The sequence below is a fragment of the Pseudoalteromonas sp. NZS100_1 genome (assembly GCF_015864285.1).
Taxonomy (GTDB): domain Bacteria; phylum Pseudomonadota; class Gammaproteobacteria; order Enterobacterales; family Alteromonadaceae; genus Pseudoalteromonas; species Pseudoalteromonas arctica.
Window position 1 is genome coordinate 194,635 of the sequence record NZ_JADYXN010000004.1, and the last position, 16,181, is coordinate 210,815.

A 16,181-nucleotide genomic window follows, 5' to 3' on the forward strand; every position below is an offset into this window, starting at 1 on the left:
CATTAAAGCAAAACTAAATAGTAAATAGCAAGTATTTGGCGTTGTAAGGCAAGCATGAGCGATAAAGCATTATAAATAAAAATAAACTTCTATAATTTTCTTAACTTTATCGGTAAGTTAGACAATACTAATTATATTACTAATACGAAAATTAACTGCCTGAGTTTGCAGTTACTTTACAGGCTGAACACAAAAGGACGGCAGCTTTATGTCTACAGAAAACGCTTTATTAACGATTCTAGTCGATAGAATAAATAACGATACGTTGGTTTTACCAACGCTACCTGAAGTAGCGATTAAGGTTCGCCAAGCTGCAGATAACCCTGATGTTAATTTAATGCAAATGTCAGATGTAATCTCACAAGATCCAGCGCTTTCAGCTCGTATGATAAAAGTAGCTAATAGTGCAATTATGGGACGCTCTGTAAAAGTGTCTAATTTGCATCAAGCAGTGACGCGTATTGGACTGCGCCAAATTAAAAATATTGCAACGGCTATGGCTATGGAGCAATTATTTGTATCAAACAATGAGCTAATTAAAGGCTACATGGGTAAGGCATGGCAAAAAACATTAACGGTTGCTAGCCATTCAATAACACTCATGGAATTTTACTTAAAAAACAATAAACACACTTCATTAAATCGTGATTCAATTACATTAGCTGCGCTTGTTTATAATATTGGTGTATTACCAATTTTAACAGAAGCTGAGCGCCACCCAGAAGTATTTGCAAATCCAAGCTTTTTAGCTCACGCAATTCAAAAGTTGAGTGGGAAAATTGGCTCGTCGATTATGCAAGCGTGGGAATTTCCTAAAGAGTTTGTTGATGTAGCTCTAAGCTGGGCAGATCCAAGTTACAAACCTGATAAAGTTAGTTACGTAGACTTTATTCGAGTAGGCGCTATTTTAGAGGGAACATTACAGGTTTCTGATAAGTCAGCAGCGCTGCAAACGTATATAGACAAAGGCGTTATACCGTCTATGCAGCTATTCACAAGTGATGAGTACAACGACATGCTAAAAGATGTGAAAAACATGTTTAGCTAAACATGTTTTATTACACAAACAAAAAGGGTTAACTTGCGTTAACCCTTTTTGTTTATTTATCGATAGTATTTTCTGTTTTGGTTTTTTCGTACCGTTTTATTCCTGCTACCCATGTTTGCAGTACGTTTGTTTTGTATATCTCGTCAACAGGTATTTTAAAGTAGTCTTTATCAAGTAAAATAAAGTCGGCCCATTTACCTTTTTCTAAACTACCCACCTTAAATTCTTGATGAGCTGAATAAGCGCCACCGAGAGTAAATGCACGTAATGCATCTTCGCGGCTTAGTACTTCACTTGCGCGCCAGCCGTTTTCAGGTAGTTTGTTATGATCCATGCGTGTAATGGCTGAATACAAACCATCAAATGGATTTGCAAGCTCTACCGGGTAATCAGAGCCTGCTGCAACAACCGATCCTTGCTTTAAAAATGTTTGCCAAGCATAGGCACCGCTTAATTGTTTTTCAGTTAAGCGTTGCTCTGCCATATGCATATCAGAAGTGGCATGTACTGGCTGCATTGAAGGGATTATTTTTAACGCTTTAAAGCGAGGGATATCCACAGGCGTTACAATTTGTGCGTGCTCTATTCGGTTACGTAGTAATATACCGCCCGTTTTTTTAAACACATTTTGATAAGCATCAAGTACTACTTTATTTGCTTTATCGCCAATGGCGTGGGTATTTGCGCTAAAGCCGCTTTTAAAGCTTTGTGTAAAGAGCGCTTCGAGTTTTTCTTGTGTTTCAAGCATTAAACCATGGTGACCAGGTCTGTCTGCGTATTCTTCAATCAGAGCGGCTCCGCGAGAGCCAAGTGCGCCATCGGCGTAAACTTTAACACTGCGAATTTCCATAAAGTCATTTTTGTCGTGGTATCGGCCTGCCTTTAACATTGTATTTAAATCAGGGCTTGCACCACTTAACATTGCCACAATACGTAGCGGTAAATTACCAAGGTCGCCGCGCTCTTTGTAAACCTCCCATGTGGCTTTATCAATACCTGCATCGTGAGTAGAGGTAATGCCTAAACTTAATAAATGCTTACCTGCTGCATCTAGTGAGTCACTTATATCTTGCTTTGAAGGGGCTGGCATATGCTGGGTAATTAGCGATTCTGCTTTATCTACAAAAATACCCGTAGGATTGCCAAATTCGTCTTTAATTATTTCACCGCCTTCAGGCGCTTTTGTTTGGGCGTTAATACCAGCAAGTTCGAGCGCTTTTGAATTAACCCAAATGGCGTGACTATCAACCCGCGAAAGAACCACAGGTCGATCGCTCACTACTTTGTCTAAATCTTTAGCTGTAGGAAAGCGTGTATCAGCCCAAAGCTCTTGGTTCCAACCTCGCCCAATAATCCAACCTTGTTTGTTATCGGCAAATACTTTTAGTTTATTTGTTACTTCATCAACCGATGTTGCGCCGCGTACGTCAAGTTGCGATAAATTGTCGCCAAGGCCAATAACGTGCCCATGAGCATCAATTAAGCCAGGTAATAAGGTATTACCGTGCGCGTCAATTAGCTTGGCATCTGGGTAGCTATCTTTAAGTGTTTCGCTACCGAGCTTAACTACCTTGCCATTTTTAATAACGAGGGTAGAAAACTGCTGTACTTCACCTTTGTATAAAGGGGTATAACCATTGGCGTTATAAATTACTTTTGTTTGTGCGAGAGTGTAACTAGAACTAGCGCAAAGGCTGGCTAGTATGAGTGGTTTGATTATTTTTTTGAGTGGCATAGTTACTTAATTTTTATTGTTAATTTACTTACATTAACAAACTTGATTTTATAATACCAATGAATTGATAGACCTCATTTTAAGGCTTTTCTCTATATTAACTGTTTACAAAATAGGTAATTGATGTAATTATTTAGTATGTAAAACAATCAATAAAGCATAAGGAAACGCTATGAAAGCCCTCTATTTATTACTCCCATTAACTTCATTACTTGCGGCATGTGGATCGACACCTACTGCAGATAAAAGTGTAGAAAAGCTAAACCATACTGATGTATCAAATGCTGAAATACGCGATTATATAGATTTATCAAGTGTTGAGCTGCGCGACAGGGTGAAAGACTATTGGAATATTTCCACAAGAACAGAACCACGATATCCAATAGCTGCTGCAAAAAAAGGTCTTGCAGGTTGTGTAGAACTCATGACTATTATTAATTCTGAGGGTAAGGCGCAAGGATATAAAGTAATTTCTTCATATCCTAAAGGGTTATTTGATGAAGCAGCAGCTCAATCTTTAAATACATGGGCCTGGCTGCCTACTAACGTAAATGTAGTTAAACAACCTGTACTTACGCATATCAGAATTGATTTCATGATTGATTCAATACCTGTAGGTAAAAAATATCTAAAAAATTGTCCGGCTGGCGAAACATTTCAAGTAACAGGTAAAATTAAAAGAATCTCCTACTGATGAAACATTTCAAGTAACGAGAAAAATTACAAGGTTTGAAAAAAAAGTACTTATTTACCTCACTTTAAAGTTACTTTCAGTTTGTGTAATATTTTAGCTCGAACCTTTATAAAATCTGATGGGTATGAGTTTAATACGAATATTACAAATAACTAAATAAGCATCAAGAATAAGGAAATGCTATGAAAGCTCTCTATTTATTACTCCCCTTGAGTATGATGCTAATAGCCTGTAGTTCAACGTCTGATAAACAAGTAAGCGATAAAATGCCGAGTTTTATTGATTTATCGAGTCCTGAACTGCGAAGTAAGGCCGGTGAATACTGGGATGTTGTTAAAAGAGTAGAGCCGCGCTATCCGATAGAAGCTGCAAAGAAAAGTATTTCAGGTTGTGTTGAGCTTGCTATGTTAATTAATTCACAAGGTGAAGCCCAAGGGTATAAGGTTATCTCGTCTTACCCAGAGGGCGTGTTTGATAATAATGCGGCAGCTGCTGTGGGTTTATGGCGCTGGAAAGCGACAACTGAAAATACGAGTAATCAACCTGTTCTAACTTATCTCAAAATGGATTTTATGGTAAGCCCAAAACCTACTGATGCAGAGTATTTGGCGCATTGTTCTAAAAATAAAACCTGAACGTAATTAATAGATATAAATATAATAAGCTAGGTGTTTTTTTACCTAGCTATAAAACTACTTACTTGCATATAAGCCATATTCATTTAATGCTAATTTACCGTCTTTGTCACTGTCGTAGCTTGAAAACCGTGACCACAAAGCCGGGTCTATAGCGGTTTCTGAACGTGATAAAAAACCGTCTTTATTCCTATCTAGCTTTTTAAATTGCTTTGCAATGTCGTTACTTGCGGCAAAACTAAATGTGCTAAAAATACTAAACGCCAGCAGCGTTATATAGCTAATACTTTTCATACAAATCACTTAGTAAAGGTTGTTAGTTAGATAACTTTTAAATTCGACTAGCGAAATTTGGTTATCTTGGTTTTTGTCCCATTTTACAAAGGTGTTTAAAAGTTGTGGTTGGGGATCAAGTTCGTCGTGTGTTAAATAGCCACTTTTGTCGCTATCTAGGTGATCAAAGCGTTGCTTTACATCAAGTGCCGCGGCATCAAAACTTAATAGCATTAAAATGCTTATAACAAGGGAAAGTATCTTCATGGTTTTCCTTCCAAAAGATGTATTAAAAGTTCGTGGCTAAAATAAAGTAAAAAGGAAAAAAGCACTTGCCGTAATTTAACTCCCAACATTAAATCCTTTTACACACTCCCTCAGGGATTATGGCAAATGCTTTTAAATTCAGTTTACTTGTAACAAGCTTAAGTAAAGCTTAATCAGTAATTACTCATTAAGGCTTAAAGCTTTCAAATTCTTTTTTTGAGACTTTTTCATCACCGTCTTCATCTAAGTCGGCAAATTGTCTCATTACTTCTTTGTCTTCCTTTGCTTCTACAATAGATATTTGTCCATCCATATCTTTATCTAAATGGGCAAAGCGCACGTTTGTTGGCGATGCAATTACGGTGGCACTAATTGCTAAAAACATTAATGAAAAAGCGGCTATAAGTTGTTTCATAATCACGTTCCTTATTAAATGAGTTTATTGAATAAATTTTTTGAATTCATCTAGCGACAATTGCCCATCTTGATTAGTATCAATTTGTAAAAAATTTTCGTGTAGAACGGCATCTTCACCTGCTTCGGCTTCACTTAATGTGCCGTTACTGTCTTTATCAAGCTCGTTAAAAGTCGCGTGAACGTCCATTGCGTGTGCGTTAGCGCCTAAAAAGCCTAAAGCCAGTAATGATGAAATTACTAAAATGCGTTTGTTCATAATTATTTCCTTATTGATTAAAGTTATTACTCCTATTACAAAAATGATGCCAAAAATAATTGTTGTTAATTTTCAAGTGTTTATATTTTTAACTTAAAAGGGGTGGGAAGTTTTTACGGGGTTTATTGTAATTTTTGTGTGTCTTTTGCAACACTATGTAGTGAGATTAAAGGTAGGGTTTAAAAATCAATGGTTTACGTTGTCTCTATTTGGCGACACATTGTTTTTGTAGCGCTGGCTGTTAATCGTATTAAATATAATTGCTGGTTCAGCTAGTGTATAAGGTAAGTACTTAATAATAGAACGCTTAACTTAAAAGGACTAAACGAAATGCCAGCAACCATAGCTAAAAAATACCATGCAATGCTTAACTGGCGGCCTAATTTAATTGGGCAATTTGCAATGAGTATGCTGCTTTCGTTACTCCCGCTTTCTATAGTGGTGATTGTATTTTTAAATGCGCTTAACAAGCAATTAGCAGTGACTCAAAGTATCGTGAGTAACAACTACCAAGTTACCAAATCGTTTAATACTCTAAAACAAGAACTCAACAGCCTTGAGCGCGCCACTAGGCAAAACTGGGTATTAAAAAGCGAATCGTTAGATAAGCTCATTGTCGATAAATGGCAATCATCCCTGCAAAGTATTGATGAACTTAAATTTGTAAACACGGATAAAGATTACACCCACCAATGGCAACGCTTATATGCCACCTTACAAACAGCGCATGTAGAGCTTGTTGAGAAAAAACAACAGCAAGCGGAGCTATTTGTGCCAGTGAGCGATTTAGTTGCTGAGCTTACTTTATGGTTACGTGATAAAAATGAAGCGCAAATTACCAATAACCAAAATGAGCTTACAAGCCTACAAACTTCATTTATAAACTGGCTGGTGGCACTTATTCCACTTACTTTAATTGTTGGTGGTGGTTTTTTATGGCGTATAAGTGGGCGACTAAAAGGGTTAACTACGGTTATTGATAAGCTAGGGCAGGGGCATTGGCAGCAAAAAATATCTGTGAAAGGCTCCGCTGAGCTAGTTGAGCTAGGAGAAAAACTCCAATGGGTGCAAGAGCAACTTCACATGCTTGAGCAGCAAAAAGATACCTTTTTACGCCATGTTACCCATGAGCTAAAAACGCCGCTTGCTTCAATGGTCGAAGGCACTGACTTACTAACTGATGAAATAGTAGGCCCAATTACTACTGAGCAAAAAGCAGTACTTGAGCTTATTAGTCAATCTATGGTGCGCCTTCGTACAATGATTGACAGCCTGCTGAGTTATAATGCGATTCGCACCAGTAAAGACAGCCTAAGCGAAGTTGAGTTTAGCTATCTTATTAATAAAATTAATAGCCATTTTGAACATCGCTTAAGTGCGCGTCAGCAAGCTCTGCAATGGCAAAATAACTTACCTGATAAACAGCTTGCTTTACCTAGTGAGCTTATTGAGATGATTTTAATTCAGCTTATTTCAAATGGCTTAAAATTTTCACAAGATAAGCAAAGCGTTACTATTAATTTAGAGCTTGAGCAAAACCAGCTTTGCATTGCTGTACTTGATAAAGGGTGCGGTATTAAAGAGCAAGAAAAAACTCAAATTTTCAGCGCATTTTATCAAGGTAAACACAGTAAAAATGTTACGCTGCAAGGCAGTGGGCTTGGCTTAACTATTGTGAAAGAGTCTGTTGAACAGCTAAGAGGTACACTTACTGTTGAGCATAACGAGCCGCATGGTTGCCGGTTTTCAATTAAAATTCCCATAACAAAAAATCTAGGAGTTAATTAACATGCGCTTGCGTTTAATCGCTATTTTATGTGTGCTCAGTAGCAGCATGGTTATATCAGGTTGTGAAATTACTAATGGGCAAGAAGAGCGTGTGTCAATTACACCTGCACCTGTGGTCGATACCAAAATAACGAACGGCAAAAACAGTAAACCTAGTCCAAAACCCAGACCAAAAATTGAACCAAGCTATCCGCCTGCAGAGCAAGTTATTGCATGGCACGCTAATCAGTGTGGCGGATTTAAATTGGTGCCAAAAAAAGATATTTTTACAGGTGAAAACGATCTTAAACGTTTTTTTAAATTTATGTGCTTAAACATAAATGATGATCCAAATACGGTAATGACTAAGTTGCTAAAACTCGATTTAGCTTACTTTTGGCCAGATGATATAAAGCAATATTTATGGCTTCAAAAGCAGCAAGTGACTATGCAAATAAATGCTAAAAAAGAGCAGCAAGCACTTAACAATAAAATGCAAGAAACCCTCTCATCGTTAGCAACTATTGAGCAGCAGCTTTTACTACGAGAAGAAACTAAGGAGCAGTAACTATGGCAGCAACTAAAGTTCAAGGTGCAAAAGTATTACTCGTTGACGACGACGCTAGCTTATTAAAACTGCTCGCTATTCGTATCGAATCAAAAGGATACGAAGTAACGACCTGTGAAAGCGGCTTAACCGCACTACAAATACTTAAAAGCCAAGTGTTTGACGCCGTAATAACCGACCTACGTATGGATGAAATGGATGGCATGGCACTGCATCGTCAGTTGCAAAGCCGCTACCCTGCATTACCTGTCATTATGATGACAGCGCATGGCTCAATTCCTGATGCCGTAGAGGCAACTAAGCAGGGCATTTTTGCATTTATAACTAAACCTGTAGATAAAGATGAGCTATTTGACAGCCTTGCTAAAGCGATAGAAATACATGGTGTTAATGCAGATGAAGCAGCACCTAAAAGTAATATAGTTACGCGCAGTGGTGCAATGCTGCACTTGTTAGAGCAAGTAAAACTACTTGGGCCAACGCAAGTTAATGTATTGATTTCGGGGGCTAGTGGTACAGGTAAAGAGCTACTCGCACAGGCTATCCATCAACATAGTCATGTAAGCGGTGGCCCTTTCGTTGCAATTAACTGCGGCGCTGTACCAGGGGAGCTTTTAGAGTCTGAATTATTTGGTCATAAAAAAGGCTCTTTTACGGGCGCAATTAAAGATCACCAAGGCTTGTTTCAACAAGCTGAGGGCGGCACGCTATTTTTAGACGAGATAGGCGATATGCCACTTAACTTGCAGGTTAAGTTACTGCGCGTATTACAAGAAAAAACAATTCGCCCCGTAGGCTTTCAAGAAGAAATAGCAATCGATGTACGTATTGTATCGGCAACACATAAAAATCTTCCTGAAGCTATTTTAAACCAGCAATTTAGAGAAGATTTATACTATCGCTTAAACGTAGTTAATTTAAAATTACCGCCACTGTGTGAACGCCGCGAAGATATAAGCTTATTAGCACAGCACTTTAGTGCAAGTATTGCTAAGCGCATGAAGCAAACTGAAAAACACTTTGCAAGCGATGCTATGCATGCGCTTGTGCGTTACGACTGGCCAGGTAATATCCGCCAACTACAAAACGTAGTAGAGCAGGTTGTAGCATTAACGCCAAGCGATGTTATTTCAGAGCACTTAGTATTAGCTGCGCTAAATAGTAACGAAACAAACGTAGAACCATTATCACTAAACGACGCTAAAAAAGAGTTTGAGCGCGACTATGTAATTAACACTTTAAAAATGGCAGGTGGTAACGTAGCCGAAGGCGCTAAGCTTGCCAAGCGCAATCGCTCAGATTTTTATAAGTTGATTAAAAAGCATAATATTGATGTTGATAATTTAGGTTAAGGAAAAGCATGCAGTTATTTATGGTGTATTTAGGTGGCCGGATTCAAGGTTGCCACATTGAAATGCATGATATTCGTTTTGTTGTAGGGCAAAACATCGAGCAAACTTATACAAAGTTAAAAAGCCAATGGGTAGGCGACAGAAGTAGTGTTCACATGGATAGCTACATGGCAATTAATGATATTGATGGCTTTAAAGTAGAGATTGTTGATACGTACGTTGAACAAAATAAACAACTCTATTTTGTAAATATAGGCGCTTACAGAAGTGATTCTATGGCTGAGCAACACGACTTTGCACTGTATGTTGCAAGCAGTAGCCATGAAGCTAAAGAGCGGGCTAAAAGCGATTTGCTAGCAGGGCTTAGCCATATTCATAAAGATGATTTACATGACGTAGACGATTGCTTTGCCATTGATTTACTCGACAGCCAGCTAAACATTAAGCTCACGCCCAGCGGTATATCGCAGCCTATAAAGCCAGACTGGTTTGGCTATCACATACTTTAAATTATAATAAGTAGCTAAAACTGAGTAGGATTAAGAGTCCTGCTCGTTTTGTTCATCCTTTTCGCTTTTAGCCGCCATTTTAAACGCCACAATAACCAATCCAAACATAGCAAACGGCAGTGCTGCTAACATGTATTCAACCACATTACTGTCTTGAAAGTTTGCTTGTAGTAAAAAGTGACCCGCCACACACATTAAAATAACCACTAATAAAATGGGTAGTAACATAAGTTCTTTTTTTGATGAATGGTTTTTCATTAATTGTGAGGCTATAGCTGAAAATAATGCGCCATTGTAATGAGCTTACTTAAGCTTGGCAAACACCGCAGAATTTTTTAATTAATGTTATGATTAGTATCAAACAATTTTATTAATGTTTATGGGAATAAAGTGAAAAGTAACTTAAAACAAGTCTACCTCGTTGGTGGTGCAGTGCGCGACAAACTGCTAAATATAAAATCAAAAGATAACGATTATGTAGTGATTGGTGAAACACCAAAAACGATGGAATCGCTTGGTTTTGTACCAATAGGTAGCGACTTTCCGGTTTACTTGCACCCAAAAACAAAAGAAGAATATGCACTTGGGCGCACAGAGCGTAAAAGCGGCAAAGGCTATACTGGCTTTGTGGTTGATGCCAGCCCAACGGTAACGCTCGAAGAAGATTTAGCAAGACGCGATTTAACCATAAATTCAATGGCGCTTGATGAACACGGTAACATTATTGACCCATTTAATGGCCAAACTGACTTACAAAATAAAACACTGCGCCACACCACTGAGGCATTTGTAGAAGACCCTGTTCGAGTACTGCGTATTGCCCGTTTTTTAGCGCGCTATGGCAGTGATTGGCGTATTCACCCAAGTACGTATGCATTAATGCGCGAGCTTAAAAATAAAGGTGAGCTAAATCATTTAGTACCTGAGCGCGTGTGGCTTGAAACTGAAAAAGCACTGGGTGAAAAGCACCCTGAGCTTTATTTTGAAGCACTGCAAGGCTTAGGTATTTTTCCAGAACTTGAGCGCATGGTTAATGTACCGCAACCGGCAAACCATCATCCTGAAGGTGATGTATTTGTACATACTATGCTGGTACTTAGACGTGCAGCTGATTTAAATTTTAACTTAGAAACTCGTTTTGCAGCCCTGACTCATGACTTTGGTAAAGCACTTAGTTTTAAAAAGTATGGAAATTTACGTGGGCACGAACGCGAAGGTGTTGCGGTAGTTGAAAAGTTTTGTGAGCGTTTAAAAGTACCTAATCGTTTTCGCGATGTTGGTGTACTCACCAGTGATAACCACACGCTTTGCCACACGATTGATCAGTTAAGGCCGCAAACCATTCACAAGCTAATAGTGACTAACTTAAATGCGTTGGTACACCCAGAACGTTTTATAGCGTTTACCCAAGCATGCCAATGCGATGCACAAGGGCGTGGTGAAACACTTGTTGATAAGCCATACCCGCAATCAGCTAAGCTGCGAGCAATTCATACTGAACTGCAAAAAATGGATAAGAAGCTGGTAGTGCAAAATGCACTTAAAAATGGCAAAAAAGGCCCTGAAATAGGCGAAGAAGTAAAACTTGCAGAAATAAACTGCATTAAAGCATTTTTAGAACATGAGAAGTCCCAAGCGTAATAAAATTAGACTAAGTAGTGCGATACGCCTTGGTTTTTAGTCGCGTCGTGCTTTCTTAGCTCTTTGTAGTTTGTACTTTTTGGTTTTACATTTTCAGACTCAGGTTTTTTAGAGGGCCTGTATAAGTCAAAAATAAAGTCTAGTTCTTCACGCTCTAGTGATGGTTTCATGAGTATTCCTTCAATTTAATACTTTAATATGATGTAGGGTATGGTCATTCGACTGAATTAAAAGTGAATAGTTACATTTGAAGTTGTACTAAATTGTAACCGGCAGTTTTGAAGGGGTAAGCGGCGCGTTAAACCGCTCTATTAGCTATTTTAGTTATGTAAAGGCGGGCTCAAAAATAGCTTTCACAGGGATAGTGAATAGTTTTCAGCCTTCTAATTATGCTTATAAAAAATTGCTTATATGTTTATTAATGTTTGATGATAAAGTCTTTTTCCAGGATGCTGTGCCGTTTTTTACAACGCTTGATAAGGTTTGAAAAAGAAGATTTTGAGGCGCAATCCATCTGGCAGAGCTTCACAGCTTCGTGCAGCCAAGTTTATGGTTAGATGAATATCGTAGAATCTATAAGTTATTTTGAAGAAAATCTGTAACTGTTTCTTACCATCCTTAAAAAAGCCCAACATTCGTTGGGCTGTTACAAATAACGCACATTAGGGGGATCATTATGTATGGGCTCTTTTTTATGAAAGCACTTAACTTATTGCCATTAAGCGTTGCTGAGTGCATTCTCAAAGACTCTCGAGTTAGAAACTTATTTCAAAGTAAATATTTGCTCGACTGGAATAGCAAAATAAGCCGCAATTTTTAGTGCAATAACCACCGATGGTGTGAAACGCCCGGTTTCTACTGTACTAATGGTTTTTCTAGAAACGCCTATGACATCCGCTAACTCTTGCTGAGAAATTTTATGCCGCAATCGAAGCTTGTGAATATGGTTATCTAAATCTTCATTCATAAAGCTCTTCCTTGCGAAGTTTCCACAAAATTAACGCGCCATGTGTAGCTGCTGCTAGGCAAAGCAATACTTGAAGTGCATCTGTAAGCCCCAAGGGAGTTATCAACTCTACAAACCACTTACTGTCGCCACAATAAGCGAGGAAAGCTCCGCCCATTACCATAATGTGGCATGTAGCGCGCAAGCTAAACGAACTGACATAATCCACATACTCGTCGTTAAATTTGTATGTCCAGAAACCTAGGTTTGATATGTGTTTAGCAAACTTTATGGATTTAGTTCCTAACACAAGAAAATAGATAAAACTCGCAAATACAATTAAATCTACTAGCCAATATATAACTGAGTTGGTTTCATTCATTACTGTTGAAAGCAGCTCTGCTAAAAGGAAGAACGCTAGAGTAATGCTGGTTTTTCCAGTAATTGTTAAATATTGCTGTTCTTGTTCTGGTAGTACTGATATTGATTTTGCCATCTGTTGTATATCCCTTTTTAGTGGCGACCAAATAATGTCGCATTGTTTTTACTCCACTTAAGGTTTCATTTGATACCTAAATACACCATATGTAACCCTTAGGTATCAATGATACCTAAAGGTTACATAAAGACAATCTTTTTTTCACTTTTAGCTAGCGTTGAGTGATTATTGAGCCCGTACTTAGCCAATAACGAGAGAGAAAGCGTGAAAATGAGTGAGGAAACAAATCAAAAATCACCGTAATCTCTCCCAAAAAACTCCATTAAAACAACTCAATACCCTCTTTTGCATTTTTCGCGAAATTGAAGTAACCAATTGAATCAAAATATTGATAAGTAAAATGCTAATACTTGCGAAGCCTCGTCTCATTTTGAAGCAATGACTAAGTATTAAAAATATATGGGCTGGGGGAGTACACTACTGCATTCCCTGAAAGTGATAAGAAAACGTATGTAGAGCTTGGGTGGTCATAACTGCATTTAACTAAGCTCCAGCTTTGTGGCAGTTAATAGTAAGCATGAACCTATCAGGTTTAATTAAGTTTTATTAGCTAACCCCGCTAGGTCAAGCTAAAGCCAATTGAGCCAAAAACATTTTTTACTCACTCGCTAATGGTAAGCTTACAGCAAACACTGCACCATCGGCTTGTTCGTTATTTTTCGCAGTTACACTGCCTTTATGGTAATCGCACACCAGTCTTACAATATAAAGTCCTAATCCCAAATGCGGTTGTTGCTGCATTTGCTGGCTACGCACCGACACCATAGAGTCAAAAATATGCTCAGTGAGTCCTTCGGGCAACGCTGGACCTGTATTACTCACTGTTAATGTTGCTTTATTTTCGCTCTGCTTAAGGCTTACATTAATCGCCGTATTGGCTTCACTGAACTCCAGCGCGTTATTAATAAGCTTATCAAGCAGCTGAGCTATAAACTCCGGTGCACCTTGCATAGGTAGTTTGCTTTGGCATACGTCAAGCGAAAATAACTGGTTTGGGTAAGTAAGCTGATAGCCTTGCATGCAGCCATTTATTACTTTTTGTAAATCAAAAGTCTCTGGCTCGTTACTTTGAATACTTTGCTCGAGGCGAGTGGCTTCGCTCATGGTCGTTATTATTTTACCTAAGCGTTCAACGCCTTCACTGGCACGATCGAGGTATTTTTGGCTCAGCTCGTTTTGCGGCAAGCTTTGTAAGTTTTCGAGGGACGAGCGCACTACGGCAACAGGCGTGCGCAGCTCGTGTGATAATCGCGACGACATATTTTCTAAGTAATCGGTATAGCCACCAAGTCGGCTGACAATGTTTGAAAAACTACGAGACAGATCGCCAATTTCATCATTAGCGTCGCTGTAATTAATACTGCCGGTAACACGCCCTTGTGCATCAATTGCTTGCTCAGCTGTATCGCGCAGCCGCCTAATACGGTTCGATATACGCGAGGCAAAAAAGAATAACGTGACAGTACCAATTAGCATCACGGCTAAAATAACGTTGAATAGTTTTTCGAGCGATTTATTACGCAGCGTACGTACGCCGTTTGTGGTTTCCTCTGCTATTACCGCGCCAATTACTTGATCTTGAATCCAAATAGGGTAAGCGGCCGATAAAATAACGGCTTTGCTGTCAGGGGTTAAGCGCCAAGACGATGCAGGTTGGCCTTTTAATGCCTTTGCTAAGTGCGTGCCTTGCATAGAAGCTACATCGTGCAGGGTATCTAAAAACTCGTTTTCTGGGCGCGTTAATATTTTATAGTAAATTGGGTGCAAGTAATTTTGCTCAAAGCGTTGCCACCACGTCTCGGGAGCCTGGTTAGCAAGTCCATCAGCCCATACGCCATCGGCATTTTGAATAGTGCCGGTTTGTGCCAATACCCGATGATGATTATCGACTACCCAAATACGGCTGCCACTGTGGCCCATGCCTTTTAAAATACGGCTAATTTCTGGAGAAGGGACTAATACCGAGCCTAAATCGTTCGGGTTATTTAAGTTTGAGGTCGACATTATTTTTGGTTCTAATAATGCCTCTTTGCTATCAATGTCAACAATGGCAAAGCCAAGTTTGTTGCCCAGCATGTTAATAGGAAAGCGCAGCTCTACGTTATATCCTGATTTGGTACTTTCAAAATAGCCCTGAATTTTTGTAAAAGGGGCTTTGGTATTTGCATCAAACGCATTAACCCAACCATCTTGGCGCGGCGCAATAATGTAAGTATTAAACTGACCGTCTGGCGTTTTTAGGCCAATTTGTAAATAATCGTTATTGGTAATGCTTAAGCTGTTTTTAGCGCGATAGATAAGCGTGTCGTCAGTTATTTTAAATAGCGCATATAAGTAAGTATCAAACTTGCCCACCATGTGATCAAACGACAAGTCGCTGGCTTTATGAGTACTGTTTGTTTTTTGTAAGTAGCGTTTATCGTAATGCCAAAATAGTGGTTGGTAGCTTTCCCAATCGGTGAGTTTACCGTCTAATTGAATAGGGTTTTTAAGATTATAAGCGTATAAATCGCGCCCTTTTACTACTTGGTCTAAAAAGTTGGTTTGTTCGTCAAATAATGCGGGACGCTCATGTAATGCAGTGGCAAGGGCTCGAGTGGTGCCTACGAGGGTTTTTTCTTGGCCTTGGCGTAAAAACTTTTCCATTTCCCATACGTACTCGTAGCCAAGCCACGGTAGCAAAAACAAAAAACATGAAAGTAATATAAATTTACTGCGCAGGCCAAATCGTAGCATTAGTGTTGTTCCCACCTGTAGCCCATGCCATACACGGTATCTATACAATCAAAGGCGTCATCGAGTGCTACAAACTTTTTACGAATACGTTTTACGTGCGAGGTAATTGTGCTGTCGTCTACGTAAATTTTTGCATCGCTCATTAATTCGTTACGGCTTTTAACATGGCCGGGTCGCTGGGCGAGTGAATGCAGCATCCAAAATTCGGTTACGGTTAAATCAACGAGTTGTTGCTGCCAAAATACCTGCATACGTTGCGTGTCGAGCGTTAACTGCTCGCGTGTTATGAGTGCGTTTGCATCAGCGGGTTGTTCAAGTGCTTCCATTCGGCGAAATAGTGCACCAATACGTGCAGCCAAGTGAGCCAAGCTTATGTCTTTTGTTAGGTAGTCGTCGGCGCCCATGCGCAGGCCGCATACGGTATCTATTTCGCTATCGCGGGCGGTTAAAAAAATAATAGGCAGTGTTTTAGAAAGCGAACGCAATGTTTGGCACAGTAAAAACCCCCCATCTATTTCATGGCCTAGGCCAATATCAACAATGGCTAAATCGGGTAGGGCATTTTTAAATTCAGCTTCTGCGCTGACGCGATCTGCAAAGCCACTCACTTGGTAGCCCTGTGCGCTAAGCATCTCTATATAGTTTTCGCGGATTGCGGGTTCATCTTCAATGATGGCTATTTTTTTCATTCTAATCATTATCCTATTGCCTCTGTTGTGCACTATAACGAAGTTTTTAAGCTAAGTACGCTTAAAAAGGCAATTGCCATTTTTTTGCCACAATTGCTCAGCAGTTTGCCATTTTTGCTCCCCTTTATTGCCACTTGAGCTTGTTTTAA

19 protein-coding genes are annotated in these 16,181 nt (G+C 39.1%); 8 read left to right on the top strand and 11 right to left on the bottom strand.

The annotated features are described in order from the left end of the window. Positions 1 to 208 precede the first annotated feature (208 nt). The gene (locus I6F66_RS04605; protein ID WP_165739626.1) at positions 209 to 1,048 is read left to right on the top strand and encodes an HDOD domain-containing protein; all 840 of its coding nucleotides are present in this window, start codon (positions 209 to 211) and stop codon (positions 1,046 to 1,048) included. A gap of 52 nt (positions 1,049 to 1,100) precedes the next feature. Here the strand turns inward: I6F66_RS04605 and I6F66_RS04610 are convergent, their stop codons facing one another. Continuing rightward, positions 1,101 to 2,783 (bottom strand): amidohydrolase, encoded by a 1,683-nt coding sequence (locus I6F66_RS04610; RefSeq protein WP_197208830.1) that lies wholly within the window; start codon positions 2,781 to 2,783, stop codon positions 1,101 to 1,103. Positions 2,784 to 2,955: 172 nt separating this feature from the next. On the opposite strand from I6F66_RS04610, the gene I6F66_RS04615 reads away from it, so the two are divergent. Further along, positions 2,956 to 3,477, top strand: a complete 522-nt coding sequence (locus tag I6F66_RS04615; RefSeq protein WP_197159634.1) for an energy transducer TonB — start codon at positions 2,956 to 2,958, stop codon at positions 3,475 to 3,477. A 182-nt stretch (positions 3,478 to 3,659) separates the two neighbouring features. Continuing rightward, a complete protein-coding gene (locus I6F66_RS04620; RefSeq protein WP_197159635.1) occupies positions 3,660 to 4,112 on the top strand; it encodes an energy transducer TonB in 453 nt (150 codons plus the stop codon). 57 nt (positions 4,113 to 4,169) lie between these two features. Here I6F66_RS04620 and I6F66_RS04625 read toward each other — a convergent pair whose 3' ends face one another. The 4 genes from I6F66_RS04625 to I6F66_RS04640 all read right to left on the bottom strand — a co-directional run bounded on the left by I6F66_RS04625 (position 4,170) and on the right by I6F66_RS04640 (position 5,325). Beyond that, the gene (locus I6F66_RS04625) at positions 4,170 to 4,406 is read right to left on the bottom strand and encodes a calcium-binding protein (protein ID WP_024598659.1); all 237 of its coding nucleotides are present in this window, start codon (positions 4,404 to 4,406) and stop codon (positions 4,170 to 4,172) included. A gap of 9 nt (positions 4,407 to 4,415) precedes the next feature. After that, positions 4,416 to 4,652 carry a hypothetical protein gene (locus tag I6F66_RS04630; RefSeq protein WP_007581558.1) on the bottom strand — a complete coding sequence of 79 codons (237 nt, stop codon included), beginning with the start codon at positions 4,650 to 4,652 and terminating at the stop codon, positions 4,416 to 4,418. 187 nt (positions 4,653 to 4,839) lie between these two features. After that, on the bottom strand, positions 4,840 to 5,067 hold the full coding sequence (locus I6F66_RS04635; protein WP_007581559.1) for a hypothetical protein: 228 nt from the start codon (positions 5,065 to 5,067) through the stop codon (positions 4,840 to 4,842). Between the two features lie 24 nt (positions 5,068 to 5,091). Next, the gene (locus I6F66_RS04640; RefSeq protein ID WP_007581561.1) at positions 5,092 to 5,325 is read right to left on the bottom strand and encodes a cag pathogenicity island protein Cag25; all 234 of its coding nucleotides are present in this window, start codon (positions 5,323 to 5,325) and stop codon (positions 5,092 to 5,094) included. A gap of 330 nt (positions 5,326 to 5,655) precedes the next feature. Between I6F66_RS04640 and I6F66_RS04645 the strand changes: the two genes are divergently transcribed. From I6F66_RS04645 to I6F66_RS04660, 4 genes are read left to right on the top strand one after another with little or no spacing between them, the layout of a single operon-like run. Continuing rightward, entirely contained in the window at positions 5,656 to 7,113 is a 1,458-nt protein-coding gene (locus I6F66_RS04645; protein WP_197208831.1) for a sensor histidine kinase KdpD, read from the top strand. 1 nt (position 7,114) lies between these two features. Next, positions 7,115 to 7,660: a hypothetical protein gene (locus I6F66_RS04650; RefSeq protein ID WP_197159637.1), complete on the top strand. Its 546-nt coding sequence runs from the start codon at positions 7,115 to 7,117 to the stop codon at positions 7,658 to 7,660. A 2-nt stretch (positions 7,661 to 7,662) separates the two neighbouring features. Next, entirely contained in the window at positions 7,663 to 9,012 is a 1,350-nt protein-coding gene (locus tag I6F66_RS04655; RefSeq protein ID WP_010553151.1) for a sigma 54-interacting transcriptional regulator, read from the top strand. An 8-nt stretch (positions 9,013 to 9,020) separates the two neighbouring features. Next, positions 9,021 to 9,521, top strand: a complete 501-nt coding sequence (locus I6F66_RS04660) for a DUF1543 domain-containing protein (RefSeq protein WP_197208832.1) — start codon at positions 9,021 to 9,023, stop codon at positions 9,519 to 9,521. Positions 9,522 to 9,551: 30 nt separating this feature from the next. Here I6F66_RS04660 and I6F66_RS04665 read toward each other — a convergent pair whose 3' ends face one another. Further along, on the bottom strand, positions 9,552 to 9,779 hold the full coding sequence (locus I6F66_RS04665) for a hypothetical protein (protein WP_007581571.1): 228 nt from the start codon (positions 9,777 to 9,779) through the stop codon (positions 9,552 to 9,554). Between the two features lie 132 nt (positions 9,780 to 9,911). Between I6F66_RS04665 and I6F66_RS04670 the strand changes: the two genes are divergently transcribed. After that, positions 9,912 to 11,162, top strand: coding sequence for a multifunctional CCA addition/repair protein (locus I6F66_RS04670; protein WP_197208833.1), 1,251 nt, complete (start codon positions 9,912 to 9,914; stop codon positions 11,160 to 11,162). 5 nt (positions 11,163 to 11,167) lie between these two features. Here I6F66_RS04670 and I6F66_RS04675 read toward each other — a convergent pair whose 3' ends face one another. From I6F66_RS04675 to pdsR, 5 genes are all read right to left on the bottom strand, one after another. Further along, complete coding sequence (locus I6F66_RS04675; protein WP_007581574.1) at positions 11,168 to 11,332, bottom strand: hypothetical protein; 165 nt, start codon at positions 11,330 to 11,332, stop codon at positions 11,168 to 11,170. A 593-nt stretch (positions 11,333 to 11,925) separates the two neighbouring features. Then, positions 11,926 to 12,129 (bottom strand): helix-turn-helix transcriptional regulator, encoded by a 204-nt coding sequence (locus I6F66_RS04680; protein ID WP_197159639.1) that lies wholly within the window; start codon positions 12,127 to 12,129, stop codon positions 11,926 to 11,928. After that, entirely contained in the window at positions 12,122 to 12,604 is a 483-nt protein-coding gene (locus tag I6F66_RS04685; protein WP_197159640.1) for a hypothetical protein, read from the bottom strand. Before I6F66_RS04685 ends, I6F66_RS04680 begins: the two co-directional genes overlap by 8 nt. Positions 12,605 to 13,204: 600 nt before the next feature. Continuing rightward, positions 13,205 to 15,343, bottom strand: a complete 2,139-nt coding sequence (gene pdsS, locus I6F66_RS04690) for a proteobacterial dedicated sortase system histidine kinase (protein WP_197159641.1) — start codon at positions 15,341 to 15,343, stop codon at positions 13,205 to 13,207. After that, positions 15,343 to 16,032, bottom strand: coding sequence for a proteobacterial dedicated sortase system response regulator (pdsR, locus tag I6F66_RS04695; protein WP_197159642.1), 690 nt, complete (start codon positions 16,030 to 16,032; stop codon positions 15,343 to 15,345). The genes pdsS and pdsR overlap by 1 nt, the downstream gene beginning before the upstream one ends. Positions 16,033 to 16,181 lie beyond the last annotated feature (149 nt).

What these genes read in the sequence shown, in the direction of transcription:
- I6F66_RS04605 (WP_165739626.1), top strand. Translation starts at nt 209, where the DNA reads ATGTCTACAGAAAACGCTTTATTAACGATTCTAGTCGATAGAATAAAT.
- I6F66_RS04610 (WP_197208830.1), bottom strand. Translation starts at nt 2,783, where the DNA reads ATGCCACTCAAAAAAATAATCAAACCACTCATACTAGCCAGCCTTTGC.
- I6F66_RS04615 (WP_197159634.1), top strand. Translation starts at nt 2,956, where the DNA reads ATGAAAGCCCTCTATTTATTACTCCCATTAACTTCATTACTTGCGGCA.
- I6F66_RS04620 (WP_197159635.1), top strand. Translation starts at nt 3,660, where the DNA reads ATGAAAGCTCTCTATTTATTACTCCCCTTGAGTATGATGCTAATAGCC.
- I6F66_RS04625 (WP_024598659.1), bottom strand. Translation starts at nt 4,406, where the DNA reads ATGAAAAGTATTAGCTATATAACGCTGCTGGCGTTTAGTATTTTTAGC.
- I6F66_RS04630 (WP_007581558.1), bottom strand. Translation starts at nt 4,652, where the DNA reads ATGAAGATACTTTCCCTTGTTATAAGCATTTTAATGCTATTAAGTTTT.
- I6F66_RS04635 (WP_007581559.1), bottom strand. Translation starts at nt 5,067, where the DNA reads ATGAAACAACTTATAGCCGCTTTTTCATTAATGTTTTTAGCAATTAGT.
- I6F66_RS04640 (WP_007581561.1), bottom strand. Translation starts at nt 5,325, where the DNA reads ATGAACAAACGCATTTTAGTAATTTCATCATTACTGGCTTTAGGCTTT.
- I6F66_RS04645 (WP_197208831.1), top strand. Translation starts at nt 5,656, where the DNA reads ATGCCAGCAACCATAGCTAAAAAATACCATGCAATGCTTAACTGGCGG.
- I6F66_RS04650 (WP_197159637.1), top strand. Translation starts at nt 7,115, where the DNA reads ATGCGCTTGCGTTTAATCGCTATTTTATGTGTGCTCAGTAGCAGCATG.
- I6F66_RS04655 (WP_010553151.1), top strand. Translation starts at nt 7,663, where the DNA reads ATGGCAGCAACTAAAGTTCAAGGTGCAAAAGTATTACTCGTTGACGAC.
- I6F66_RS04660 (WP_197208832.1), top strand. Translation starts at nt 9,021, where the DNA reads ATGCAGTTATTTATGGTGTATTTAGGTGGCCGGATTCAAGGTTGCCAC.
- I6F66_RS04665 (WP_007581571.1), bottom strand. Translation starts at nt 9,779, where the DNA reads ATGAAAAACCATTCATCAAAAAAAGAACTTATGTTACTACCCATTTTA.
- I6F66_RS04675 (WP_007581574.1), bottom strand. Translation starts at nt 11,332, where the DNA reads ATGAAACCATCACTAGAGCGTGAAGAACTAGACTTTATTTTTGACTTA.
- I6F66_RS04680 (WP_197159639.1), bottom strand. Translation starts at nt 12,129, where the DNA reads ATGAATGAAGATTTAGATAACCATATTCACAAGCTTCGATTGCGGCAT.
- I6F66_RS04685 (WP_197159640.1), bottom strand. Translation starts at nt 12,604, where the DNA reads ATGGCAAAATCAATATCAGTACTACCAGAACAAGAACAGCAATATTTA.
- pdsS (WP_197159641.1), bottom strand. Translation starts at nt 15,343, where the DNA reads ATGCTACGATTTGGCCTGCGCAGTAAATTTATATTACTTTCATGTTTT.
- pdsR (WP_197159642.1), bottom strand. Translation starts at nt 16,032, where the DNA reads ATGAAAAAAATAGCCATCATTGAAGATGAACCCGCAATCCGCGAAAAC.